Source organism: Streptomyces sp. NPDC092370 (assembly GCF_044755265.1).
GTDB lineage: Bacteria > Actinomycetota > Actinomycetes > Streptomycetales > Streptomycetaceae > Streptomyces.
The window spans coordinates 862100-886430 of record NZ_JBIVQO010000002.1 but is presented as its reverse complement, the minus strand read 5'-3'; the positions used below and the strand labels follow the sequence as shown (position 1 = coordinate 886430).

The following is a 24331-nucleotide window of genomic DNA, read 5'->3' as shown; positions in this document are numbered from 1 at the left end:
CGCTGTCAAGAGACTAATGATGGGCAAGAGTGTATTCACATACCTGCTCGGTGGCGCCTCACCGCCTGGACGGCAGCACGCTCGCGGCGGCGGACGGAGTCCTCACCTCCGCGTACTCGCGACGGCCTTGTTCGGCGAGACGTCCGAGGCGTACGTGCTGGGTGTCCTGGGCGGCCTGGTCGCCGCGTGCCACGGCGCTGCGCAGGGCGTCGCGGGCGGCCAGGACCTCCTTGCGGAGGGTCGTCGGGTAGGCGTCCTGTTCCGCGAGCCGGATGGTCCGGATCGAGGCGCGGACCGCCGGGTCGAGACCGGTCCACAGTTCCTCGGCCCGCTCCGTGGTGGCCCGCATCGCGTCGGTGTTCATGGTCCCGCGCGCGTCCTTGACCGCCTCCGCCGCTCGCCGCAGTTCCTCCAGCAGCGGCGACGGCAGCAGTCCACGCCCGTCCCGTGCCGCGATCGCCGCCCGGGCCGAGGCTTCGCGGGCCCGCTCGCACAACTCCAGGGTGGCCCGGGCCGAGTCCAGCAGCCCGTCGAGGGAACGCCCCACGGTCTCGCCCTTGCCGAGGGCCGCCAGGTCCGCCATGACCTCGGTGAGGGCGTCGCGCTCGGCGGGAGTGACCTCCCCGCCGAAGTCGTTCAGGAAGTTCTCGCAGCGGCCGTGGAGTTCGGTCGCCCTCCGCCCGATGTCGGCGGAGACCAGGCTGCGCCGCAGCCCGGCTCCGTCCCAGTCCCCCGAGCCGATGCGGTGCCTCAGAACAATGGTCCGGTCGGCGTCGAGCCGCGCCTGAAGGACGAGCGGCACGTCTCCCCGGAGACCGTCGGTGCGCTCGTGGACGTAGCCGCCGCAGAACTCGTTGCGCTGGGCCGAGCGCAGGTGCGGCCCCTCCCACACCTGGAACCGCACCGATCCTCCGCCACGCACCACGAGGTCGTCCACCGGGAGCCATTCGGTCGGGTAGGGCGTGCCGCCGGGGAAGAGGATCTCCACGGTGCCGTCGTCGAGCTCCAGCGCGATGTTCTGTGCCGTGACCTGTTCGGCGGGGGCGGTGCCGAAGTCGCCGCCGCAGAGTGAGCAGGCGGTGAGACCGGCCGCGTTGACCATCCCGCAGCCGGGGCACTTCAGGCCGCCCGCGTCCAGCGGCGCGTCGCAGTCCAGGCACACCGTCGCGGTGACGGGGTTGTCTTCCCGGCCGCATTCCGGGCACTCCGTGTGGGCGGCAACCGGGGCCTTCGCGCGCAGTGCGGACAGGTCCGTGGTGCAGACGGGGCAGGCTGCGGTGAGTTCGGGCGCGGGGACATGGCAGACCGGGCAGTCCACCGTGGCCGCGCCGAGCAGCGGGGCGGCACAGCTCGGGCAGGCGTCGGCGGTGACGGGAATGCCTTCGACGGCGCAGCTTTCGGCAGGGCAGTCGAGGGTGGTGAGGAGCCCGGCCTCCACGGCGGCGCCGTGGGCGACGGCCATCATGGGATCCACCATGTGCGACACCTTGCCCGCGCCGAACAGGTCCTCGAGGTCGCGCCGGACGGCCGGGATGCGGGTGGAGCCGCCGACCAGGAGGACACGCCGGACGTCCTCGGGAAGCGAGTCGCCCTTCTTCAGCACTGACTCGGCCTTCTCCCGCATCCGCCGCAGGTGCCCGGTGAGCAGCTCTTCGAAGACCGTGCGCCGCACAGCTCCGGACCACGATCCGCCCTGGCGGCCGAGGGGAGCGAGGGTCACTTCGGAGACGTCCCGCGAGGACAGTTCGACCTTCACGCGTTCGGCGGCGGTCCGGATCCGGGAGGCGTCACCGTCGCCGCCGTGGTCCCGCTCGGCCAGCTGCTCACGCAGGTGGCCGTCGAGCAGCGCGTCGAAGTCGGCGCCGCCGAGGAGGTTGTCCCCGCCCAGTTCCCCCACCACGCAGTAGCCCGGACCGATCGCCAGCAGCGACACGTCGAAGGTTCCGCCGCCCAGGTCGAAGACGAGCAGGTTGGCGTAGTCGTCGGCGCCGTCCCCGCCCGCTCCGACACCGAAGGCGTGCGCGGCGGCGGTCGGTTCCGACACGATCCGCGCCACGTGGAAACCGGCCAGCCGCCCGGCCTCCCGCACCGCGCTGCGCTGCGGTTCGGCGAAGTACGCCGGCACCGTGATCACCGCCCGCCGGAACGGCATCCCCGCGGCGCTCTCGGCGTCCTTTTTGAGCCGCCGCAGCAGGATGGCGGAGACCTGCACCGGGGACAGGTAGTGCGTACCGAGCCGGATCTCCACCGAGCCGTCGGCACCGTCCCGGACCGGCGGCGCGTCGCCCGGCCGCGTCTTCAGCACCTGCTGCACGAGCTCGTCGTCCCAGCGCCGCCCGATCAGTCGCTTCACCTCTGTGATCACGGACCCGGGAGCCCCACCACGCCACTGGAGGGCTTCATGGCCGACCAGCAGGCCGCCGAGGTGGTCGATGCCGACGGCCGAGGGGGTGGCCTGATCGCCGTCCCGGTTGGGCAGTACGACGGGGACGCCGTCGGACAGCCAGGCCGTGACGGAGTTGGTGGTGCCGAGGTCGATGCCGAGAGTCCGGTGCATGGAAGGCTGCTTCCTGATCGTCATGGGGCGTCGGGCGCGGGAGGTGCGGGAACGGCGCCGGGTCAGGTCCGTCGGGAGCGACGTCGACGCCCGGCCGAGGGCTTGCGCGGGAGGTGCCGCTGGGAGCGGGTGGTGCGTCGTGGCTGCGCCCGTCCGCCGCCTGCAGAGGCTGCCAGAACCGGCTCCGGCTCCGGCGCGGGGCCCGGCACCGCGATGACCACCTTCGCGGACCGCAAGACGGACGCGCCCAGCCGGAAGCCGGTTTCTTGCTCCTTCAGCACTGTGCCCTCCGGGAGGGAGGGATGGCCTTCGGTCCCCACGACGTGCATCTCCGCGGGGTCGACCGCCCTGCCCACTACATCCATCGCGGTGACGTCGAGCCGGGCGAGCTCGCCGCGCAGCATCCGCTGAGCCGCGTCGATCTGCTCGCTCAGCGCGACGGCGGCCGAGGTCGCCTCGCGCGCGGACCGCGCCACGTGCAGGGCACCGGTCCGGCGGCGCGTGTCGCCGAGCAGGTCGTCCAGCGGCAGCAGGGCGTTCAGCAGGCCGTGCAGCCGGGCCTCGGCCTCCTCGCGTTTGCGGGACAGCGCCTCGACCCGGCGCCGTAGTTTGTCGAGTTCCGACGGCGGGCCGGTGGGGGCGGTCGGGGCGGGACCGGTCACGGAAGTTCCTCCGTATCGGGGCGGGGCAGGGGCGGGGTGAGCATCTCGGCGACGAGGGCGGTGACGGAACTGCGGGAGTTCCGGTCGGCCCGGCCGATCCGCTCCAGCCGGTCCGGATCCTGCCGGGCCGCGGCGCGCGCCCGCCCTGCCTGCGCCCGGAGAGCCGGGAGCCGGGCACCCGGCACGCAGCCGGGGACGAGTTCGTGGAGCGTGGGGCCGAACCAGGGAATCGGGGGTACCTCGGCACCCCTGGCATCCGGGACGGGCTGGTCGACGGTCAAAAGAGGGCTCCCTGTCCGGAATCGTCGTGGCCGTCGCCGCCGGGAGCGGGCCCGAACAGCAGCCCCTGGTCCGGCAGTCCGGCACCGATCCGTACCGCGCACGCGCGGTCGTGCCGTGCCCCGCCGAAGTCGCCCTCCTCCTCGCGGATCTCGGCGCGGCGCAGGTACGCGGTCTCCACGGTCCGGTCGAAGCGTGCGCTGACACCGATCCGCAGCAGGTCCCGCAGGAACAGCCTGATGACGTCCGACGGGGACGCCGTGGCCTCCAGGGACTCGGCGAGGTCGAGCACCGCCCTGTCGAGCGCCTCCCTGACGGGGCCGTGGGCCGGGCCGGCGACGCCGACAGCCGTACTCAGCAGGTCGACGCGGCGTTCCAACCCGGTGCGAGGGTTCTCGGCCTCCGCGAACAGTGCCGCGTGGAACAGGAGGGCGACGAGCTCTTCATCGATGTCTTCTTCGTCGTATTCGTTGTACGGGTCACCGTCGCCGCCGTAACGGAGCATGTCGCGTACGGCGGAGCGTGCCGCCGCCGTACGCCCGTCGGACGCGTTGGCCACGGCCTGCTCGGCGTAGTGGTCTCCCAGCCACCGTCGGGCCGGTGCGTAGTCGGGGTCGCGCAGCAGCAGCTCCCGTACCCGGCCCTCGTGGATCCTCTCCCGGGGCTGTTCCCCGTCCACCGTCCGGCGCAGGTCCGCTCGCAGATGGTCGTCGAGGCCGGTCCTGGCGTCGTGGTCGCCGGGCGACACGAGCAGGGCGCGCGTGAAGCGGTCCCTGCTCTGTCTGGGGTCGCTGTCGAAGACCTTACGGCCCTGCCGCACCAGCTCGGCGGCCAGTTCGGCGGCCAGCGCGTCGTCGTCCGGCAGCAGGGCGTGGGCCTGCTCCAGCCCTTGGATCCGAGTGATGGGGGAGTAGCCCCGCCCGGTACGGCTCCGTCCGACGTTCTTCCCGGCGCGGACCACGGCGGTCCGCTCAGCTGCGCCGAGGGTGAGCCCGAGCCGCGCCGCCGTGGTGAAGTCCGTGAGAGCCTCGCTCCACTCCTGGGCCCGCACCCGGTCCTGAGCTTGTTCCGCGAGGGCCTGGGCGATGAGGTCGGCGCACGCGCGGTGGTCGGGCGAGTCCGCGCTCCAGGTGGCGGTGTCGGGATGGCGTGCCGTGTAGGCGTCGAGGAGGGCTTGTCGGTGGCCGTGGGCCAGGAGCTGCCGGGCGGCTCTGCTGACCGGGATCAGACCGTCGGGCCCGACGGCCGAGAGACCGACCGCGAGAGTGGCGCGTTCGGCCTCCCAGGCCGTCTTCCACGCGGCGAGGACGTCCCGGCCGGCCCGGACGTCCAGAGCGTCCAGCAGGTCGGTGATACGCCCGAGCAGATGGCGGCGGGCGTCCTCCCAGAGCTCGTCGGGTACGGGAGCACCGCGCCGCTCGGTCAGCAGCGCGCGGAAGTCGCCGGGGTCGTCCTCGTCCAGGAGATGCGCCCACAGGACGATCGCGAGCGCCGCGGTGCCGAATTCGGTGTGCCGCCCGTCCTCTTCCCCCAGCCGACGAAGGGCACCCACCGCGAGGGCATGCACAACCCCCGTCTCAGCCAGGTCCAGGTCACTGTCGGGACACCGCCGCACCGCCTCCGGCCAGTTCCCGGCCCGCGCGGCCAGCGCGGCGCGGAGCACGGCGTGCGGTATGGCGTCAGGGCCGTCGATGTCGTCGGGGTCCGGGGTACCGAACGTGGCTTGAAAGCGTTGAAGAAGCGGTCTTACGACGCTGAACTCGGCTCGCACGTAGGCACGTTCGGCGGCTTTCAGCAAGTGGTGGGCCGTGACCGGCCGGTCCGATTCACCGGTGTTGCCCCCCTGCACGGCTTGTTGCCCCCTGAGCCCCTTGCGTATCAGCAGCCACCGTAGATAAGCGTGTTGGCGACGTCAACGCACTGACGGGTGGGATGGCTGGTTTCTGCATGCCCAGGACTCGACCCCGGTGTTCTCGACTATCTCACTGCGAGCAGTCGTTCCTACGGCGTCGAGAGCAGCGCGCGAACGGTCTTGCCGCTGGGCGGGTAGGGGACGCAGTCCCAGTGGTCGGCAACGGCGGCGACGAGGGACAGGCCGTGCCCGCAGGTGTGGAGCGCGTCGGCGTCCGTCGGGGGGATGTGCGGGAGCAGGTCCCCGCGGGCGTCGGTGACCTCGACGCGCAGCCGCCCGGCCGAGGGGTCGAGGGCGAGCGTGAGCCGGAAGCTGCGGCCCGGTGAGCGGCCGTGGAGAACGGCGTTCGCGGCAAGCTCCGCCACCACGGTCTCGGCACGCTCCGTGAGGTCCTCCCCGGCATCCCAGGATCGCAGTTGGGCCACCGCGAGCAGCCGTGCGAGCCGGGCACCGCGTCGGGTGGACGACAGTAGCTGGGTGAAGGTACGGGTGGGTGTGGCAAGTTGGGAAGCGGGTTGGTTCATGACGCCAGCGTGGCGGTCGCGCACGGGTGGGAGCGAGTACGGCGCCCCGTACGCGGAGTCAGCGTACGGGCACACGGAGTGGACAGTACGCTCCCCGTTCCGTCACGCTGAGTGGCGAGTGCGGGTGGCGTGAGAAGCCGCCTCGGTACGGAGATAGGGGCGGCGGATGGGCATCGTCGAAGGGGACGTGGCCGAGGGCGTCGAGGCGCGGGCGGTTCCGGCGGGGGAGTGGGAGCGCGAACCCCATCCGTCCGACAGTCTGCGCACGTTCGGCGCGGTCGTGCAGGCGCTGCGCGAGCACGCGGGGCTCAGCAGGGCCGAACTCGCCACGAGGGTGCGGTACTCCAAACACACCGTGGAATCGGTGGAGTTGGGGCGTCGGATGCCGGACACCCCCTTCGTGGACCGGGCGGAGGAGGCCCTCGGGAACACCGGTGCGCTGCGGAAGGCCGCCCAGTATCTCACCCGGGGCGAGGCGGGGCTGGCGGCCTGGTTCCGGAGGTGGGCCCGGCTGGAGCGGGAGGCGGTGAGCCTGTGTACGTACGAGTGCAGGCTGGTGCCGGGGCTGTTGCAGTCGGAGGCGTATGCGCGGGCGGTGTTCGAGGGCACGATCCCGTTGCGGACGGACGGGGAACTGGAGGCGCAGCTCGCGGCCCGGATGGAACGCCAAGCGATGATGCGGGAGCGGCCGACCGTGCCGTTCAGCTTCATCGTCGAGGAGCATGTGTCCCGGCGGAGGTTCGGGCACGCGGAGGCGATGCGGGAGCTGTTCGATCACGTGCTGGAGCGGAGCGCTCCGCGGAATGTGACGCTTCAGGTGGTGCCGCTGGAGGCGGGGTTGCATGCGTGCCTGGACGGGCCTTTGCAGCTTCTGGAGACTCCTGCGGGGCAGAGGCTCGGCTACTCCGAGGGGCAGAAGAACGGGCGGCTCATCTCTGACCCGAAAGAGGTGAGTGTGCTCTGCCAGCGCTATGACACACTGCGCTCGCAGGCCCTGAACCCGAAGGAATCCAGGGACCTGCTGGAGCGACTGCGAGGAGAGCTATGAGCAGCGGTACGAGGGAACTCGCCTGGTTCAAGTCCAGCTACAGCGGCAGCGAGGGCGACAGCTGCGTGGAGATCGCGATCGCCGAACAGGCCGTCCACGTACGGGACTCCAAGGATGTGAGCCGCCCGGCCTTCGTGGTCGGGCGTGAGGGCTGGCGGTCGTTCGTGCGGTTCGTGGACAACGCCTGAGCGGGGCGGCGAAGGCCACGGTGGCGCTCTGGTCGGGCGCCACCGCAGCGCTCACGTGGTGTTGGCCTGGGTGTCGTCGTCCTCGTCGTCGGTCGCCAGTGCGGCTGGGAGCGGCAGTCCGTACTTCTCGCACAGGAAGCGGGTCTGGCAGTACCGCTGGGCGTCCTTGGCCACCCTGCCGAGGACCGCGGAGTTCATGCCGACGCCGATGAGGATGCCCACGAACGGTACGACCTTGGCGACGTTCTGCACCGGCACCCTGGAGCCGGCCGGGCCGAGCTGCTTCATCAACTTCTCCAGGGCGGCCACAAGACGGTGGTCGTTGCGGAGCTTCTCCGACCACTTGACGCGTCCCTTGAGGGCGTGCGCCGCCCGGGCGGTGTCACGCAACGGTTCGGCCTTGGCCGCCTGGGTCATGAAGGAACGCCGTACCAGGCGCTGGATGAAGACCTGCTCGTCGGGGTCCTTGGCGTCATAGCCGTAGGAGTACGCGACGCGCGAGGCGATCGAGGTGCTCAGGACCTGGATGACGAGGATGTCCGCCGTCATCGCGGCGGGGATACCGGCGACGGGGACCAGCGCCAGCAGGCCCATGGCTCCGCCTTCGAACGCGCCGGCCGTGCGCCATTTGAGGGTGTTGCGCGTCAGTAGCCGGTCGCAGAACTTGAGGTCCTGCTTCCGTAGTTCGGTGAAAGTGTCGAGTTCGAGACCCTGCTTGCGGGCCAGCTTCTCGACGTTCTTCGGGTCGTTGAGCTCCATGGCCCATTCGTTGACCAGGTCCAGCAGTGCCGCCGCGCCGGCGAGCGCCGGTCGCATGGCCTTGTCGGCGACCGCGTCGCCCGCGCGCCGCACGGGTCCCGAGACTGCGTCGGGGACGGCGTCCGCGACCCGTCTGGTGGCCTTCCCGGCGGCCTCGCCGGTGCGACTCAGCGCTGTGCTCGCCCAGTTCGGCAGGCCTCGGCGATTGTTGCGGCGCTGCCAGTGGTCGTTGAGCGTGGCCCAAACCTGCTCGTCGTACTTGCTCATCGCGGGTATACCGTCGAGGAGGTGGTCGGCGTCAGTGCTCACTGAGGTTCTCCGTTTCGACGGTGGTTGCCGGGTGGCGTGGTGTGGGGCTGGGGCATGGTGCGGGTCGGTATGACCTCGTTGCTGAAGTTCAAGTCGGACAGGGTGGTCGGGCCCGCTCGCGTTCTCGAACGGGCCAGGGAGGGACTGTCAGGCCGGGTGCCTGGGGCCATGGCCCGGGGGGCGGGTGAGGGGGGAGCGGTAGGTGCCGGACTCGCCCTCGGTGAGTGGGCTTTCCAGGGTCAGGCCGGCGATGGCCATGCGGTCGTATTCGGTGAGGACGAGGCGTTTGGTTCGGTACTCGCCGAACGCGGAAATCTCGTTGTTCTTCAGGCCGCCCGACTCGGACTGGAAGGACTCCAGGATGTAGTCGGTGTCCTCACGGGAGATTCCGTAGAGGTGGAAGAAGTAGGCGTCCAACTCGGCGCGCAGCTGAGCGCGGCGGTCGTCGTCCCACTCGAAGGGCTCGCCCTCATCATCCAGGTCGCGGGCGAGCGGGGTCATGTCGTAGGCCGTGTAGACGAGTTCCAGGACGCGGGGGAGGAGGAAGGGGAGGTGGGGTTCGAGGGTCGTGGGAGTGGGGACGGGGAGCTGCTTCCAGATGAACAGCTTCATGTGGGCGTCGCTGATCTTCTGACGGCTCACGAAGTCGAAGACCAGGGACGACTGGGTCGCGATCAGGGCAGCGACCAGTGAGGGTGCGACACGGGGGAGCATCAGGGGGTAGGTGTGCAGGGTGGCTACGCGCGGGATGAAAGCCGGGATCGACGTGCGTTCGTTGGTCGAGGCGGTCACATCGCACCAACCGCAGAGCCAGTCACGGTCCCAGTGGGCGTCGGCGAGGCGCACATCGACGCCGGGCACCTCAACCGTCCGACCGTTGCGCTCTGTTGGGATCGTCCCATCCTGCTGGACCCAGTTCAGAGGCAGGGCCTGACGCGTCGGGTCACGCAGCTCCTTCTCAGGCAGATAGCTCGGTTGGTTCTGCCGATTCACCGCAGTCAGACTCTTGACGACATCGGCGGCACGGTGGTTGAAGAAGTCGACCATCTTGGCTTCGTACAAAGGCAGCATGCGTTCATCCCCGCGCACAAAGACATGGCCCTGCAGCTGCCAACCGTCTTCTTCCAACTCGGCGCGGGTGCGGAAGATGTCCCCGTCGTTGGCGCTGCGGAAGATGTACTTGAAAGCGATCTTCCACGGGTCGCCATCTCGCGCTTTCTCGTTCTGCAGTACTGGAAAGCGACGGTAGACCCCTACCGTGAGGTCCGCGTCTCGTCGGTTGCGGAAGATCGGCAAGGTCCCCGTGTTCGGGTTAATGAGTGCCAGTTCCTCCGGCGACATTGTGAAGACACTGTTCTCGTCGTCAAGATCGGTGATGTCGGAGAGGAAGAAGCCGAAGCGCGCGGCGGGCAGCCGGACGGATCTGCCCGTGAGGGCGAGCAAGCAAAACTTGTATCCGGGGTGGACGCTCTCGAACCACCTGCCTGCCTTCGGCAGTGCGGGGGACGTGGGTCGTCGATTCTCGAAGTCCAGTAGCGACGCAAGCGCGCCCCTGCGTACGAAGTCGCCGAACAGGAACTGCCCACCGGCGTTCGTGGCAATCGCGGTTGGGATGATCGAGCCAAAGCGGCCGGTTGGGCTGCACACGAAAGAGAAGAGCTCGGTGAACAGCTGATCTGTCTGGAGCTTGGTGACGCCCCCAGCCGTGAGCCCTTGCGCACACAGAGGGAAAACGCCCGAGTTCGCCGTGAACATGAAGGTTGACTTCAATGTTCGGCGCGCGATCTGATAGCGCTCCGCCTCCTCGGGATTTTCTTGCAGCCATTCGGTGATTCGCTTGCGCATGGCGGTGCCTGCCAGTTCCGCAATAGATGGTTGCACCACGCTGAAGTACTTCTTGTCCTCGAACTCGGAACGGTCCCACGGCGGATTCCCCACCACACAAGAGAACCCCCCGGCCCACCCCGTCCCCGAATCAACGGAACCCGCTCCCGCCGACACGTCCCCGTCCTCCGGAACCGCGAAGACCTCCGGGAACTCCAAGTGCCAGTGGAAAAAGGCGTACTGGTCCCGCAGCCTTACGATCTCGTCGTGGGTCGACTGCGGCGCCGCGTCCCCCTCGGGGTCCTCCAGCCCTCGGAACACCTTGTGCGTGATGGCCGGCGGCGCCTCCTCGCTCTTCACCCAGACGAACGCCGCACACCACGCGTCCGCCAGATGCAGAGCCCGCAGATACTCCGCGGAATTCGCCCAGTCCCGGTAGTCGGCCTCCTTGCGGCGGATGTCCTTGAGGTCACCGGCCGGGGCCGCCGTGATCCGGCGCAGCCCGCGCGCGAACGAACCGTTGGCGACCTTCGTCTCCGTCTCGACCTCGAACAGCCCACCCTGGCCCTCACGTTCGAGGGCGTTACGGGAGAGAAGCTGCCGTGCCCACCCCTCGTCGTCACCCTCGGCCTTCTTGAACGCCTTGTTGGGGATCCCGTCCCGCATCAGCGCCGGCGTCGCCCCGATCAGGCCATTGCCGTGCTTGATGTGGGCGTCGAGGAAGCCGAGCGGTCGTCCGGGCTCCATCGCTTCCAGCCACAGGGACACCTTGGCCAGTTCGACGGCCATGGGGTTGAGGTCCACGCCGTACACACAGCGCGCGACGACCTGGTGCAGGGCGTGGCGCACGGCCCGGTCCGTGGGCTCCGGGTTGCGCTCACGCACCGCGGCGACACGCTTCGCGATACGCCGGGCCGCCGCCACCAGGAAGTGCCCCGACCCGCACGCGGGGTCGCACACCGTGAGGGACAGAAGCTCCTCGACGATCGTGTCGGCAGGGTCGGGCTGCCCCTCGGCGCTCGCGCGTTGCTCCCCGCGCTTGACGGCGTCGTCGATCACCGGGTTCAGCGTGGAGTCCAGCAAGGTTTCGGTGAGCGGGGCAGGGGTGTAGTAGCTGCCGGTCTTCTTGCGGTCGTTGCCGATCCGGTCGACCAGTTCGAAGGTGCGGTCGGCGGCGCTGTGCTTCGGCACCAGCTCCAGCAACGCCTCGTACACGGACCCCAGTTCCTCGGCACCCATGCGCAGGTAGTCCACCGGACGCCAGCGCGCGGAACCGGCGTCCCGTACGCGGGCCAGGTGCTTGACGGCCTCGAAGAGATGGCGGTTGGCGAGCCGCACTCCACGCAGGGGCTTGTCGGCCGGGGTGTCGTTGAAGAGGCCGCCGAGTCCTTTCAGACCCAGCTCGGGGCGGCCCCGCTCGGAGCCCAGCGCCTCGATCAGCAGCTCCAAGGCGCGGTACTGGTCGTCGTGCGCGGTGCCGAGGCGTCGTAGCGCATGACGGCGGAGGCGGGCCGTGGAGAAGTAGCGAGTGAAGCGGTCGACGGTCCGTTCGTCCGCGTCGGGGTCCAGCAGGGCGCCCCGGTCCTCGGCCACGAAGAGGAAGATCATGCGGTAGACGAGCCGCAGCAGGGCCGTCTGGAAGGCGTGAACGTCCAGGTTGGCGCGGAGGGCGGTGTTGTCCGGGTGGCTCAGGAAGCCGGTGCCGAGGACGGTGAGGGCCGCCTGGACGCCGTCGCGGAAGTGGTCGAGGGCACGGCTGCCGGACTCTATGGCGACCGTCCGCCACTTCTCCAGCCAGCACCCCGAAGCCGCCGTCCCCTCCGCCACCGTGAACCGGGACGCGTGCAGTACGCAGTACAGCAGCACGAACTCGCTGAACAGCTCGCCGTCGAAGATGGCTTCCAGGTCGAAGTCGACGTAGGCGGCTGTAGCGAAGGACGAGGAGTCGCGCAGCAGACGTACGCGACGGCCGTTGGTGAGGACCGCCCACAGGTGGGCCTCGGTGCGGTTGAGGCAGTCCTGGAGCATGGACTGCGGGGGCACCTGGCCCGCCGCGCGCTTGTCCAGGTCCTGGTTCCAGGGGATGAGGTGGACGAGGGCCGGGCCGTGACGGTGGGAGACCGGGAAGTGCTTGTCGGGGTCGGTGTCGGCCGGGATGCCATGCGGCCCCACCTCCGTCAGCGCGCCGAAGTCCAGCTTGCGGAAGAGCTGGGCGAGCCAGTCGGTGCCGGCGCGGCCGGTCGGGTCGGCGGCGGGGGCACCGGTCTCGGGGTCGGCGGGCAGGGCGGCGCGCAGATCGCGCCAGAGCGGCTTGAGGTACTCCCAGGCACGCTCGGCCTCGTCACGCACGGGCACCGAGGAGGGCAGGCCGTAGTCGGCGGGCTTGGTGCCCGGCAGGTTCCGCCCCTCGGGGATACGCAGCAGCATGTCGGCGGGGAAGAGTCCGCCGACCGTGGTGACGGCGGTGAAGGCCAGGGCGGTGCGGGTGGCGGCGGACATCAGGCTTCGGCTCCGGACGCGGTAGAGGCGGGCTGCGGCAGGTAGACGTATACGCCAAGGACGTCGGCCGGCTCCTGGGGGACGACTTTCAGGCCGCGGACGATCTCCTCGTTGGCCTTGCGGACCCGGCGGTGCGAGGCGTCGAGTTCGGCGGCCAGGCGGGTGCCGTACTCGGAGAGGTATCCGGCGAGGTCCGGCAGACCGTCCAGATCGCGGCTGATCTGGTTGCGGGCCCGCTGCTCGTGGGTGTTGGCGATGGCGCGGGCCCCGAGGAGCGCGGCGGCCGCGTCGTCGTCCAGCCAGCGGGCGCGGGAAGGCAGTCCCTCGTAGGCGAGCAGACGGGCGTCCTCGGCGACCAGTTGCCGCTCGCCGGTACGGGACGGGAGCGTGAGGTGGAAGCGGTAGCGGACCAGGAGGAGTGTGGTGCGGATCGTCACCGCGTCCGTGGTGACCACACCGCAGCGGCGGGCCGGTCGCGGGCCGGGGGTGTTCGCGTCGAGCGCCGAGTCCAGGACGTACGAGGCCACGGCTCCGATCGCCGGGTCGGTGCGGACCAGGGCGGCCTCGCCGCGGGCGACCGCTGGGGTCGTACGGAACGGGATCTCACGGTCCTCCTCGACGAGCCGGCCGCCGAGGGTGGCGGCGAGCGCGTCCCGCAGGCCCGCGGGGGTGCCGCCGACCTGCGCGGTGAAGTCACCGCCGCCGTCGCGTGGTTCGCGGACCAAGGCGTCCAGCTCGCGCAGCGCCTCTAGGGCGAAGTCGCGGACCTCGTCGGCGCCGCCGAGCGCAGCCCGCACGGCGGCGACCTCCCGGGCCACCTCCTCCGGGTGGATGGTGCGCTGGGCGTACTTGGACTGCGAGGTCTTCTCCCGCTCGGCGGCGGAAGTCCACTCGCGCTCGATACGCTCGAAGGACTCCTGGTGGCTGTCCAGCTCGAACAGGCTCTCCTGGCTGCCCTGCCGCCCGTGCAGCAGCAGCCACTCCACCACGGCGTCGGTGACACCGGAGGCGGTCTCGTCGGGCACGGAGACGGAGATGCCCAGGTCCTTCTTGATCTGCCGGTGCTTCGCGAACAGCACCTCCAGGACCTTGCCGTCGATCCCGTTGTCCTCGCCGAACATGGTGATGACCCGGACCTCGTCGCGCTTCTGGCCGTACCGGTCGACGCGGCCCTCGCGCTGGTCGTGACGGGTCGGGTTCCAGGCCAGGTCGTAGTGGACGACGGCGTCGAAGTGGTGCTGGAGGTTGACGCCCTCCGATAGGCAGTCGGTGGCGATCAGCACGCGGCGAACGGCCGGGTCGCCCACCTCCTCGGCGGAGTCGGCGCCGAGCTCCTCGATGCGCTCAAGGCGCTGCTGCGGGGAGAGCGTGCCGGTCACGGCGGCGATCTTCGTTTTCTTGCCGAGCTTGCCGTCGAGCTGCTGGGCGAGGTACTCCGCGGTGGGGATGTAGCGGCAGAAGACGATCGGGTGGTAGCCGTCGGCGATCAGCTTCTTGAGGTGGCCGGTGAGCGCCTTCAGCTTCGCGTCCTCGGCCGGGCCGACCAACCGCGCCGCCCGCTGCGAGAGTTCGAGCAGCCGGGCGCCCGCCTCCTCCGACTCGGCAGCACCGGGAGCGACATCCACGCCCTCCAGCCGGTCGTTGTCAGCGGAGTCGGCCGCCACCTTGGCACCCAGCGCATCCGCCTCCTGCGCGGTGCGGGCCGCGGCGGACTCGGAGCGGGTCTTGAGGGTCTGAGCGGCGGCCGCCGGCGAGGACACCATCGAGCGCAGCAGCGCGATCACCGACCACCAGGCGATACGGGCTTCCCGCTTGCCCTGCTCCCCGGCCGCTTCGACGCGGTCCCGGGCGTAGGCGATGGCATCGTCGAGCAGCGCCCGGTAGGCGGGGGTCAGCCGGTACGGCTCGTCCTTCGTCCAGCGGTCGGAGGGGAAGGCGGTCCGCTCGGCCAGGGAGTCGTCGGCGAGGCCGTCCTCCTTGGTGAGATAGGTACGGACGTCGGCGCGCTTGCGGGCGACGAAGTACTCGGCGAGCTTCGCCCGCCCCGCCGGGGTCTCCAGGTTCACCGTCGCCAGCTCGGGCCGGACCAGGCCGAGCAGGTTGCGGAACGCGGACTCCTTGCCGGAGTGCGGGGTCGCGGTCAGCAGCAGCAGATGCCGGTCCGGGTCTGCGGAGATCCTGCGCAGCAGCTCGTAGCGGAGCTGGTTCGTGGAGGACGTGCCGCCCTGTGTGGCGTCGTCGGCGGCCACGCAGGAGTGGGCCTCGTCGACGATCACCAGGTCCGGGCAGTGCCGGACGAAGTCCTCGCGGTGGCGGGTCGACTTGATGAAGTCCGTCGAGATGATCGTGAACGGGTGCCTGTCGAACAGGGACTGGCCCAGCTCCAGACCGCGCTCCAGGCGCGACACCGTGGAGGCCAGGACAAGTTCGGCGTCGATCCCGAACTTCTCCCGTAGCTCGGACTGCCACTGCTCAGCGAGCGAAGGGGAGCAGAGCACGGCCAGCCTCGTCGCCTCGCCCTGCGCGAGCAGCTCCTTGACGATGAGGCCCGCCTCGACCGTCTTGCCGATACCGACGTCGTCCGAGATCAGCAGCCGTACGGTGCGCTGCCGCAGCGCCATCAGCAGCGGGACCAGTTGGTAGGCGCGGGGCTCCACGGCGATCGACGCCAGCGAGCGGAACGGGCCCGCGCCGGACCGGAAACCGACGCGCAGTGCCGTGCGCAGCAGACCGGCGGCACGCTGGTCACCCAGGTCGGCGGCGCTCGGCTTTGCGAACTCCGCGTGGCGCACGTCCTCGAACGCGGGGAAGACGGCCGCGATGTCGTCCTCGCTCCCGCCCAGCGGGCGCAGCACCAGCATGTCGGCGGCGCTCTCGGGCAGCACCACCCATTCCCGGCCACGGGCGGCGACCAGCGAACCGGCTGTGTACGTGAGGCTCATGAGATCTTCGGTTCCTAGCGGTCAACGGAGGTGGAAATAGGTGGCGTTGTGGTCGGCGATGGCGTCCCAGTCCGCGTCTGTGGGGAATCGCAGCACGTCCCAGCCGGCCTCCTCCAGGCGGTAACCGGCTTCGAGGTCACGGTCGGCGCCGGGCGCGTGGCCGGGGACGTCGACGAACACGGCGAGGTCGGCGCCGTCCAGATGGAACACGAGGTCGGGGCAGGCGTCCGCCTCCGGGACGGGCACACGGACCTCGTCGGGGAGTCGGTGGCCCTTCGCCTTCAGCCACCCGAGCAGGTCGCCGTCCGCGACGAGCGCCGCGAGATCGGCCTCCACAGGGGTCGGTGATGTGCTCGTGGGGGCGGCGGCCTGCGGCCCGGCGGGCGCCGGGGCCAGCCTGCGGAACCGTTCGCTGCGGGACTCGCCGCGGTCCTCGCGCTCGGTGCGGGCCTCGGCCAGTCGCAGCAGCAGCGGCTGGGCCGCGTGCCGGCTCAGCTGACGGTGGTGTGTCTGGTTGCCGTAGGTCAGCAGACAGGCGTAGCAACCGCGGGCGCACTTCTCGCCGTCCGCCGGCCCGCCCTCGTCCTCGCCGGTGTCCCGGTCGAAGTGGCAGATCTCCAGGGCGGTTTTCGCGGCCTCGGCGAGGGCGCCCCTCTCGTGCTGGATCCGGCGCAGTACACCGGCGCCGCCCTCGGCGGCTTCCGTGAACAGCATGCGGCGGCGCGGCCCGTCGTCCGGCGGCAGCAGCTCCGCGGTCAGTTCGGAATCCTCCAACTCGAACGCCGCCTCGATGCCTCGCTCCATTGCGTAGAGGAACGACAGCGCCGCCGGCTCGGGCAGCGGCTCGTCCAACGTGACGACGAGGATGTTGCGCCGGTCCTCCACGAACGGCAGGACCCGCTTCTTGCGCCGCTTCTCGTTGCCGTCCTCGTCGACCACCGGCATGCCGGTGCCCTCGATGGCGTCCGCGGCGGCCCGGTCGTTGAGCCAGCGACCGTCGCCCAGGTCCAGCCAGTAGCCGTCCGGCTCCCCCTCCTTGTCGCGGACCCGGCCGAGATTGGTGATCCGGACCGTAGCCGAGTCGCCGTAGTCCAGGTCGAGGACGGGCGCGCCGCCGCTGTCGGCGACATGTGAGGTGAGACGGCCCTTGCGGGCGCCGTGGTCCTGGAAGGCGTACGAGGTCTCCAGGCGGAAACCGGCCCGCCGGCGCTCCTCTTCGTCGGAGGAGATCCGCTCGCGCGGAGTGGTGTACACGGTGTGCAGATGGAGCAGACCGGTGCGCTTGCCGCGCAGCTCCTCCCCGCACATGTCGCACCGGTCGAGGCCGGGCCTGACGGCGTAGTGATAGCCGCAGCCCTCGCATCGCCGGGCCTCCGCCGTCGCCAGCTCGCCCGTGGCGTCCGGCGGCAGCTGTACCCGTGTGACCTGGTAGCGGGCACCCTCGTGGTAGATGAGCGCACCAGGACCGAACTCGCGGATGGCGAGGAACCGGGGCCGCTGGAGATAGTCCCCGTCGGCGTTGCGGCGGTTGCCGGACCGCGGGATGTACGCGGCCAGCGGCAGCCGCGGGAAGCTGTAACCGGGCAGGAACCCCTCGGACGCCAGATAACGGTAGGGATTGAAGTCGCTCATCACCGACTTGTTGTCGGTGGAGCGGTTCAGCAGCAGGTTCGTCTGTGTCTCGGCCTCCCTGCGGCGGCTGCGCGCCCGGCTCTGCTCGCCCTGCGTCAGGGTGTGGTCGACGACGCGCTTGTTCTGCTCGTACTGGTCGATGACGGCCGCCCGGAACAGGTCGCGCCACCGGTCGAAGGCGGCGTCGAACTCCGCCGGGGCCCGCTCGATGCGGTCCTCGATCCACTCGTCGTACCACCACGTGGTCGCCTCGAAGTCCGTGATCAGCGGGGCGAGAACGGTACGGGCGGTGGCGGCCGCGCGGCTGCGGGCGGTCTCGTCCAGGGACCGGTCGCGGATCTCCGAACGCAGCGGCAGCGGCATCAGCGGATCGGGGCGGTCACCGCCCTCGGGGTCGTAGGCGACGTCGACGACCTCCGGGATCGCGGTGCCGAGCTTCATGTCGGCCTCCGCCAGCCAGATGCCCTGGAGGTGGGAGCGGACCAGATCTTCGTTGGCCAGATCCAGCCGCGGCGGGGCCACCTGTCCGGACACCATGTCCTGGGAGCGGCGGAAGTAGTACTGGTCGTGGCTGTTGCCCGTCGCGCAGTACGTGGTCACCAGCGCGGGCTGACCGGAACGGCCCGCCCGGCCCGAGCGCTGCGCGTAGTTCGCCGGGGTCGGCGGTACGTTGCGCATCAGCACGGCGTTGAGCGAGGAGATGTCCACGCCCAGTTCCATCGTCGGGGAGCAGTACAGCAGAGGCAGCTTGGCCTCCCGGAACAGCTCCTCACGCTCCAGCCGGTCCTCCGGAAGGACCTGGGCGGTGTGCTCCCGCGCGTACAGGCCGGCCAGCTCGGCGGCCGCGGTGCGGTAGAGGTCCCGGAAGAACGGGTTGACGCGCGGGCCCTCGCCGCCCCGGTAGGTGCGAGCCAGCGGGTCGACCACGCCCCGCTCACCGGTTCCGGCCCGCCAGATCAGGTGGGCGGCCGACACCCGGTAACCGGTGCGCTTCTGCGCCGCGCGGCGCCGGTAGGCCGGGCCGGAGAGCTCCGGGGTAGCATCCACCTCGCGCACCAGATCCGCATCCCTCAGTACCTTCAGCAGATCCTCGATGACGGTCTGTACGTCGTCCAGCGAGAAGGACGGATCGCGCAACTCGGGCATGTTCCGCTGCAGGTACTTGCCGAACTTGCCACGGGCCGACAGGAACAGCGCGGAGCGCTCCATACCCGGCCGGGACCCGTAGGGGTAGGCGGTTCCGACGGCCGGCCGGTCACTCTCGCTCAGCACCCACGCCCCGGCCAGCCGCTCCTCGCTCGCCCGCTGAAGGACGTCGAAGTCCTCGCGGAAGTACTGCACGTCGATGGCCAGTGCTCGCCGCATGAAGTCGAGCAGTGTACGGGTGACCTCCTCGCGCAGGGCCGGGTCGGCGCCCCGCAGCACCGTGTGAGCAGACTGCCAGCGCGCGTCGTTGGCGGCGAGCCAGTCCAGATCCTCGTAGTCGATCCGCAGCAACCCCGTCTGCTCCAGGTTCGGCATCGTGATGCGCCAACCACGTTCCAGGTCGCGGTAGAGGCGGTATCCCACGACCTCCCGGAAGGTCTTCACGGCCCGGCGCTCCATGGCGGGCGTCAGGTCCGCGCCTGTCGTGTATTCGCGTGGCGTCAGGCCCATCACCTCGGTGACGGCTTCGGCGAGGTCGTCGTGGCTCAGCCCTTCCTCACCGGCCCGCACCGCGGCCTGGTACAGGGCGCCGCGCAACTGCGTCACCTGGGCGAAGTCGTTGAAGTGCCCGGCCTGGAGCGAGGCGTCCTGCCGGTTGTCGACGAAGGTGAGCAGCTTGCGGGCCTCCTTGCCCAGGCTGTCCTCCGGCACCGCGCGCAGTGACTTCACGATCGACGCGGAGATCAGTGAGGTCGCCGAGGAACGCCCCTCCTGGTCCAGGGTGGCCAGCTTGGCGAAGTCCCGGCCGCGGGTCTGTTCGTAGGAGACCTGGCAGTGCACACAGAACAGGAACGGCGCCGGGACGAACGCCGCGGTCAGCCCCTCGCCCGACTCGTTCCCGTGGGCATCCACGACGACCCGTCGGGGCACCCGGGGCCGGTAGGACTTCTTGACGACCGTCACACCCTGGGCGTCCGGCTCCAGCCACGACTCCGGCAAGCGCCGGTCGTCCACGGCCTTCTGCGGTTCGGCCGGCCACTCGTAGTCCTCACCGGGCATGCCCAGGTACAGATAGCCCTCACCCTGGCGGCCCCCCGACGCGGAGGTGTCCCGACGCGGCTCGTACCGGAAGGTGCCGCCGTCCTCGGTCCGCCATACGGTCAAGTACTCCTGGCCGCACTCCCGGCAGAACGCCAGCGGGAACAGCGGCTTGCCGTCGCTGTCCGGCTGCTCCAGCTGGTAGGTGCGGGTGAGCGGCCGGGTGAGTGGATCCTCCAGCGTCGTGTAGACGGTGTCGCCTTTGGACAGGAACTGGTGCAGCCGGAACGCGAACAACGGCCGCTCCGTCACAGGGTGCTTGGCCTGCGCCCCCGCCTCCAGCGTCGTACGGATCGCCTCGCGCACACTCTGCTCGGGGACTCCGGAGGCGGCGGCGAGTTCCGCCGCCGCGGCCTCGACGGTGTCCGGAGCGCAGCGACGCAGCCGCCCTGTACTCTCTTCGGCCTCCAGCCCGAACCGCGACTCCACCCAGCGGGCCAGCGGATCCTTCGTCAGCGCGTCGTACGAGCGGGGCGCCGCCGGTACCCGCAGCCGCTCGGCGGGTACGGTCCCGGGTGCCTCGTCGGTCGCCCGGACCAGGGTCTCGCCGATGACCCGCTTCGGCAGCACCGTCGTCCCGAACAACCGGCCGGCCACCCTGGCCACCTCGCGCCGCTGGTCCTCCCAGGAGCCTTCGGTGGACATGGTCGCCGAGGTGCCGATGCACTGAAGGGTCTTCGAGGCGCGGCAGGCCTCACGCACGCGGCGGATCAGGAGCGCCACGTCCGCGCCCTGCCGGCCCCGGTAGGTGTGCAGCTCGTCGAAGACCAGGAACTGCAGCCCCTGGGCCATGCGGATCAGGCTGGTCCGGTCGTCCGGCCGGGTCAGCATCAGCTCCAGCATCACGTAGTTGGTCAGCAGGATGTCCGGAGGGTCCTTGCGCAGCTTGCGACGGTCCTCGTCGGACTCCTGGCCCGTGTAGCGGGCGAAGGTGACCGGCTCACGGCCCTTACCGAAACCGTATTGCAGGTACTTCTCCAGCTCGCCCAGCTGCGAGTTGGCCAGAGCGTTCATCGGGTAGACGACGATCGCGCGCACCCGGCCGCCCGCGTTCGGGCCCACCGCCTGACGCTCCTTCAGCACCCGGTCCACGATGGGGACGATGTAGGACAGCGACTTGCCGGAGCCGGTACCGGTGGTGAGCACATAGGAGTCGCCCGCCTGCGCGGCCTCGATCGCCTGCCGCTGGTGGAGGTGGAAGTTCAGCGGCCGGCCGTCGGGGCGCGGCGAGGTCTTCTTCTTGCCGGCCTGGAAGATCTCCGCGCACCGCGGGTGCAGTACACCGTCCCGGACGAGATCGGTGACCTGGCCGCCGTCGGCGAAGAACGGGTTGAGCGACAGCCACGGGTCTGGCCACTGGGACTTCGCCGCCAGGTCGTCCGCGACGAAGCCCTCGATCCGGGCGTCCCGGATCACCGTCGCGCTCCTGGTGAAACTCTCGTACTCGCCGATCAGGTCGGCATGGATACCGAAAACGTCCATGGCCTCGGGAAGGCGCGGATCCCTACGCGGCACGGGTGCCGGCGCGGCCGGAGCGGGTTCGGGGAGCAGGGCGCGCAGGCGGGCCACCGGGTCCATCGCCTGCCAGTGCGGAGCGAGCAGGGCGGCCGTGTCGTCCGGCGCGAACGCGAGCGGGATCAGGGCCTCACGGACCAGGGCGGCGTTGTCGGGCCGCAGTTCGGCGTCCTTCTCCAAGAGCCGGTCCACCAGCCGGACCAGTTCGGCGGGCAGATCCGGGCGCACCAGGGTGAGCCGGGGCGGACGCTCGTACTGGTGCTGCTCGGAGAGTTCGTAGGGGGTCCTGGCGGAGAACGGCGGCCGTCCTATCAGCAGCTCGTAGAGGACGCAGCCGAACGCGTAGAGGTCTGCGGACGCGGTGACCTGTTCGGCACGGAACTGCTCCGGCGCCATGTAGCGAGCCGTGCCGACGCTCACGCCCGTGCTGGTCAGGCGGGTCTGGTCGGGATCGTCGACGACCGAGCCCATGCCGAAGTCGAGAACCTTGACGGTGCCGTCACGGGTCAGCATCGCGTTGGCCGGCTTCAGATCGCGGTGGACGACCCCGGCGGTGTGCGCGGCGGTGAGACCGGAGGCGATCTGCGCCCCGATGGCGGCGGCCCAGGAGACCGGGAGCTGGGGCTCCTCGTCGATGAGATCGGCGAGCGGATGACCGTCGAGCAGTTCCATGGCCAGGTAGGGCAGGCCGGTACCGCCCGGTGCCCCGTCCGCACCGCCGTCCACTCCGCCATCGACGAGCAGGGTGAGGTTCGGGTGGCCCTGGGAGAGCATGCGCATGATCCGCACTTCGCGGCGGAACCGGTCGATCTCCTTACCGGACCCCGAAGAGTCGACGGCGACCCCGGTCCGGGCCCGCAACACGGTCTTGAGCGCGACCTCCCGGTGCGGGGAGTCCAGGGCGGCCTCAAGGTCCTCGGCCCGGTGCACCTCGCCCATGTTCCCGCGCCCCAGCATCCCCGTGATCCGGAAGCGTCCGTCGACCGTTCCCCCCAGGCTCACTGGCCCTCCCCGTCTCACCCGGCGTATACAAGGTGGGTACATCCCGTAGGGAGCGTATACCTTCACCTGTTGACGAGCATCACACCTTCACGTTGACACTGTCAACAAGCGATCGTTTCATCATCGCGCTCCCTTCCGCCTTGGCCACAAATCCTCGCCAGTGGGACAGTCGGCGGCGCACCGGCAGCGGGGAAGACGCATGCGGGCAGCGGTGACGGGAAGCCGAGTCCGTTCCGTCCACGGTGTGTTGATGCTGGACTTGCAGCCTCGGATCGGTCCGCTGCGGACGCCACCCCCTTGTTTCGGCCCGCTGGGGAGCGAGGTCAGAAGTCCCTGGGGAGTCGCAGAGGCGCCGCCGCATCCGTCCCGAGCGGTGTTCGTGCTGGCGGGGAAGGGTGCGGCGGCGTTGGATCGGTGAGTGTCAGATGTCCCGGAACGTCTCGATCTGCGCCCCGATCGAGTTCAGCCGCTCCGCCAGGTCCTCGTAACCCCGGTTGATGACGTACACGTTGCGCAGCACCGAGGTGCCCTCGGCCGCCATCATCGCCAGCAGGACGACCACCGCGGGGCGCAGCGCCGGCGGGCACATCATCTCGGCGGCGCGCCAGCGGGTCGGGCCCTCGACCAGGACGCGGTGCGGGTCCAGGAGCTGGAGTCGGCCGCCGAGGCGGTTCAGGTCGGTCAGGTAGATCGCGCGGTTGTCGTAGACCCAGTCGTGGATGAGGGTCTTGCCCTGCGCGACGGCCGCGATGGCCGCGAAGAACGGGACGTTGTCGATGTTCAGGCCGGGGAACGGCATGGGGTGGATCTTGTCGATCGGCGCCTCCAGTTTGGAGGGCCGGACGGTGAGGTCCACCAGCCGGGTGCGGCCGTTGTCGGCGAAGTACTCGGGCGTGCGGTCGTGGTCGAGGCCCATCTCCTCCAGGACCGCCAGCTCGATCTCCAGGAACTCGATCGGGACGCGGCGCACCGTCAGCTCCGACTCGGTGACGACGGCCGCCGCGACCAGGCTCATCGCCTCGACCGGGTCCTCGGAGGGGGAGTAGTCGACGTCGACGTCGATGGTCGGCACGCCGTGCACGGTGAGCGTGGTCGTGCCGATGCCGTCGACCTTGACGCCGAGGGCCTCCAGGAAGAAGCAGAGGTCCTGGACCATGTAGTTGGACGAGGCGTTGCGGATGACGGTGATGCCGTCGTGCCGGGCGGCGGCGAGCAGCGCGTTCTCGGTGACCGTGTCGCCGCGTTCGGTCAGGACGATCGGGCGGTCGGGGCTGACGGAACGGTCCACCTGGGCGTGGTACTGGCCCTCGGTGGCGGCGATGTCCAGGCCGAAGCGGCGCAGCGCGATCATGTGCGGCTCGATGGTGCGCGTACCGAGGTCGCAGCCGCCTGCGTAGGGCAGCTTGAACGAATCCAGGCGGTGCAGCAGCGGCCCGAGGAACATGATGATGGAGCGGGTGCGGCGGGCCGCGGTCGCGTCGATCGAGGCCAGGTCCAGCTCGGCGGACGGCACGATCTCCAGGTCGACGCCGTCGTTGATCCAGCGGGTGCGCACCCCGATGGAGCCCAGCACCTCGAGGAGGCGGTACACCTCCTCGATGCGGGCGACGCGGCGCAGCACCGTGCGCCCCTCGTTGAGCAGTGAGGCGCACAGCAGCGCCACGCACGCGTTCTTGCTCGTCTTCACGTCGATGGCACCGGACAGCCGGCGTCCGCCGACCACCCGCAGATGCATCGGGCCGGCGTAGCCGAGCGACACGATCTCGCTGTCGAGGGCCTCCCCGATACGCGCGATCATCTCAAGGCTGATGTTCTGGTTGCCGCGCTCGATCCGGTTGACGGCGCTCTGGCTGGTTCCGAGCGCCTCGGCCAGCTGCGACTGTGTCCAGCCCCGGTGCTGCCGGGCGTCACGGATGAGCTTGCCGATGCGTACGAGGTAGTCGTCTGCCATGTGGCTGAGGTTATCTCAGATATGAGATGGCGCCCGATCGGGGGTCCGAACGGGTGACGGGACGTCAATCCCGCCCGGGGGCTCAGTGTCAACGCTCCCTCGTGGTGCGCCGCCACCCGAAAGGTCCGGGCAGATCCATCGATGTCGTACGACGTCCGGTGCTGCTGCGGGTGTAACGCGGGCCGTTCTTTCCGCCGCCGGTGGTGATGGACCAGGAGCGCTTGTTGATGTTCAGCCGCACCCCCGGAAGGATCCGGAAACTCTTGCGGAACGTGAGCGGCATGCCTGTCCCTCCTCCGTCTCGGGTGGATTACCCGGTTCGGATACCCGGGAAAAGGGCGCACATGACCGCAGGGCGGGCGCCGGGGCATGACCTTCCGGCACTCGTGTACTAGAGTTATCTCGACATCGAGATATCTGCCGAGAGAGCACCGCAGCCGCCACCCGGGTAAGGGTTACCTAACTTAGCCTTACCTTAGCGGAT

13 protein-coding genes are annotated in these 24331 nt (G+C 70.2%); 2 read left to right on the top strand and 11 right to left on the bottom strand.

The window, feature by feature from the left end; genetic code table 11:
- Positions 1-58: 58 nt before the first annotated feature.
- From ACIQHQ_RS10490 to ACIQHQ_RS10470, 5 genes are all read right to left on the bottom strand, one after another.
- Positions 59-2557: an Hsp70 family protein gene (locus ACIQHQ_RS10490; RefSeq protein ID WP_402611423.1), complete on the bottom strand. Its 2499-nt coding sequence runs from the start codon at positions 2555-2557 to the stop codon at positions 59-61.
- A gap of 62 nt (positions 2558-2619) precedes the next feature.
- On the bottom strand, positions 2620-3219 hold the full coding sequence (locus ACIQHQ_RS10485; protein WP_402611421.1) for a nucleotide exchange factor GrpE: 600 nt from the start codon (positions 3217-3219) through the stop codon (positions 2620-2622).
- A complete protein-coding gene (locus tag ACIQHQ_RS10480; protein WP_402611419.1) occupies positions 3216-3500 on the bottom strand; it encodes a hypothetical protein in 285 nt (94 codons plus the stop codon). Before ACIQHQ_RS10480 ends, ACIQHQ_RS10485 begins: the two co-directional genes overlap by 4 nt.
- Entirely contained in the window at positions 3497-5161 is a 1665-nt protein-coding gene (locus ACIQHQ_RS10475; RefSeq protein ID WP_402611417.1) for a hypothetical protein, read from the bottom strand. The genes ACIQHQ_RS10480 and ACIQHQ_RS10475 overlap by 4 nt, the downstream gene beginning before the upstream one ends.
- A gap of 338 nt (positions 5162-5499) precedes the next feature.
- Positions 5500-5934 carry an ATP-binding protein gene (locus tag ACIQHQ_RS10470; protein WP_402611415.1) on the bottom strand — a complete coding sequence of 145 codons (435 nt, stop codon included), beginning with the start codon at positions 5932-5934 and terminating at the stop codon, positions 5500-5502.
- A gap of 166 nt (positions 5935-6100) precedes the next feature.
- On the opposite strand from ACIQHQ_RS10470, the gene ACIQHQ_RS10465 reads away from it, so the two are divergent.
- Both ACIQHQ_RS10465 and ACIQHQ_RS10460 read left to right on the top strand, forming a co-directional pair.
- Positions 6101-6982 (top strand): Scr1 family TA system antitoxin-like transcriptional regulator, encoded by an 882-nt coding sequence (locus tag ACIQHQ_RS10465; RefSeq protein WP_402611414.1) that lies wholly within the window; start codon positions 6101-6103, stop codon positions 6980-6982.
- Positions 6979-7170, top strand: a complete 192-nt coding sequence (locus tag ACIQHQ_RS10460; RefSeq protein WP_402611412.1) for a DUF397 domain-containing protein — start codon at positions 6979-6981, stop codon at positions 7168-7170. Before ACIQHQ_RS10465 ends, ACIQHQ_RS10460 begins: the two co-directional genes overlap by 4 nt.
- 51 nt (positions 7171-7221) lie before the next feature.
- On the opposite strand, the gene ACIQHQ_RS10455 is transcribed toward ACIQHQ_RS10460, so the two are convergent.
- From ACIQHQ_RS10455 to ACIQHQ_RS10430, 6 genes are all read right to left on the bottom strand, one after another.
- Positions 7222-8238, bottom strand: a complete 1017-nt coding sequence (locus ACIQHQ_RS10455) for an EcsC family protein (RefSeq protein WP_402611410.1) — start codon at positions 8236-8238, stop codon at positions 7222-7224.
- Positions 8239-8385: 147 nt separating this feature from the next.
- Positions 8386-12561: an Eco57I restriction-modification methylase domain-containing protein gene (locus tag ACIQHQ_RS10450; protein WP_402611409.1), complete on the bottom strand. Its 4176-nt coding sequence runs from the start codon at positions 12559-12561 to the stop codon at positions 8386-8388.
- Complete coding sequence (locus ACIQHQ_RS10445) at positions 12561-15503, bottom strand: DEAD/DEAH box helicase (RefSeq protein WP_402611408.1); 2943 nt, start codon at positions 15501-15503, stop codon at positions 12561-12563. The genes ACIQHQ_RS10450 and ACIQHQ_RS10445 overlap by 1 nt, the downstream gene beginning before the upstream one ends.
- A gap of 21 nt (positions 15504-15524) precedes the next feature.
- Positions 15525-21851, bottom strand: a complete 6327-nt coding sequence (locus ACIQHQ_RS10440; protein ID WP_402611644.1) for a protein kinase — start codon at positions 21849-21851, stop codon at positions 15525-15527.
- Between the two features lie 466 nt (positions 21852-22317).
- Positions 22318-23847 (bottom strand): helix-turn-helix domain-containing protein, encoded by a 1530-nt coding sequence (locus tag ACIQHQ_RS10435; RefSeq protein ID WP_402611407.1) that lies wholly within the window; start codon positions 23845-23847, stop codon positions 22318-22320.
- 88 nt (positions 23848-23935) lie between these two features.
- On the bottom strand, positions 23936-24130 hold the full coding sequence (locus ACIQHQ_RS10430; RefSeq protein WP_402611406.1) for a DUF4236 domain-containing protein: 195 nt from the start codon (positions 24128-24130) through the stop codon (positions 23936-23938).
- Between the last annotated feature and the right edge of the window lie 201 nt (positions 24131-24331).

Coding starts and splice junctions, on each gene's coding strand:
- ACIQHQ_RS10440 (WP_402611644.1), bottom strand. CDS start 21,851: ATGCTGGGGCGCGGGAACATGGGCGAGGTGCACCGGGCCGAGGACCTT.
- ACIQHQ_RS10450 (WP_402611409.1), bottom strand. CDS start 12,561: ATGTCCGCCGCCACCCGCACCGCCCTGGCCTTCACCGCCGTCACCACG.
- ACIQHQ_RS10430 (WP_402611406.1), bottom strand. CDS start 24,130: ATGCCGCTCACGTTCCGCAAGAGTTTCCGGATCCTTCCGGGGGTGCGG.
- ACIQHQ_RS10460 (WP_402611412.1), top strand. CDS start 6,979: ATGAGCAGCGGTACGAGGGAACTCGCCTGGTTCAAGTCCAGCTACAGC.
- ACIQHQ_RS10435 (WP_402611407.1), bottom strand. CDS start 23,847: ATGGCAGACGACTACCTCGTACGCATCGGCAAGCTCATCCGTGACGCC.
- ACIQHQ_RS10465 (WP_402611414.1), top strand. CDS start 6,101: ATGGGCATCGTCGAAGGGGACGTGGCCGAGGGCGTCGAGGCGCGGGCG.
- ACIQHQ_RS10470 (WP_402611415.1), bottom strand. CDS start 5,934: ATGAACCAACCCGCTTCCCAACTTGCCACACCCACCCGTACCTTCACC.
- ACIQHQ_RS10490 (WP_402611423.1), bottom strand. CDS start 2,557: ATGCACCGGACTCTCGGCATCGACCTCGGCACCACCAACTCCGTCACG.
- ACIQHQ_RS10445 (WP_402611408.1), bottom strand. CDS start 15,503: ATGAGCCTCACGTACACAGCCGGTTCGCTGGTCGCCGCCCGTGGCCGG.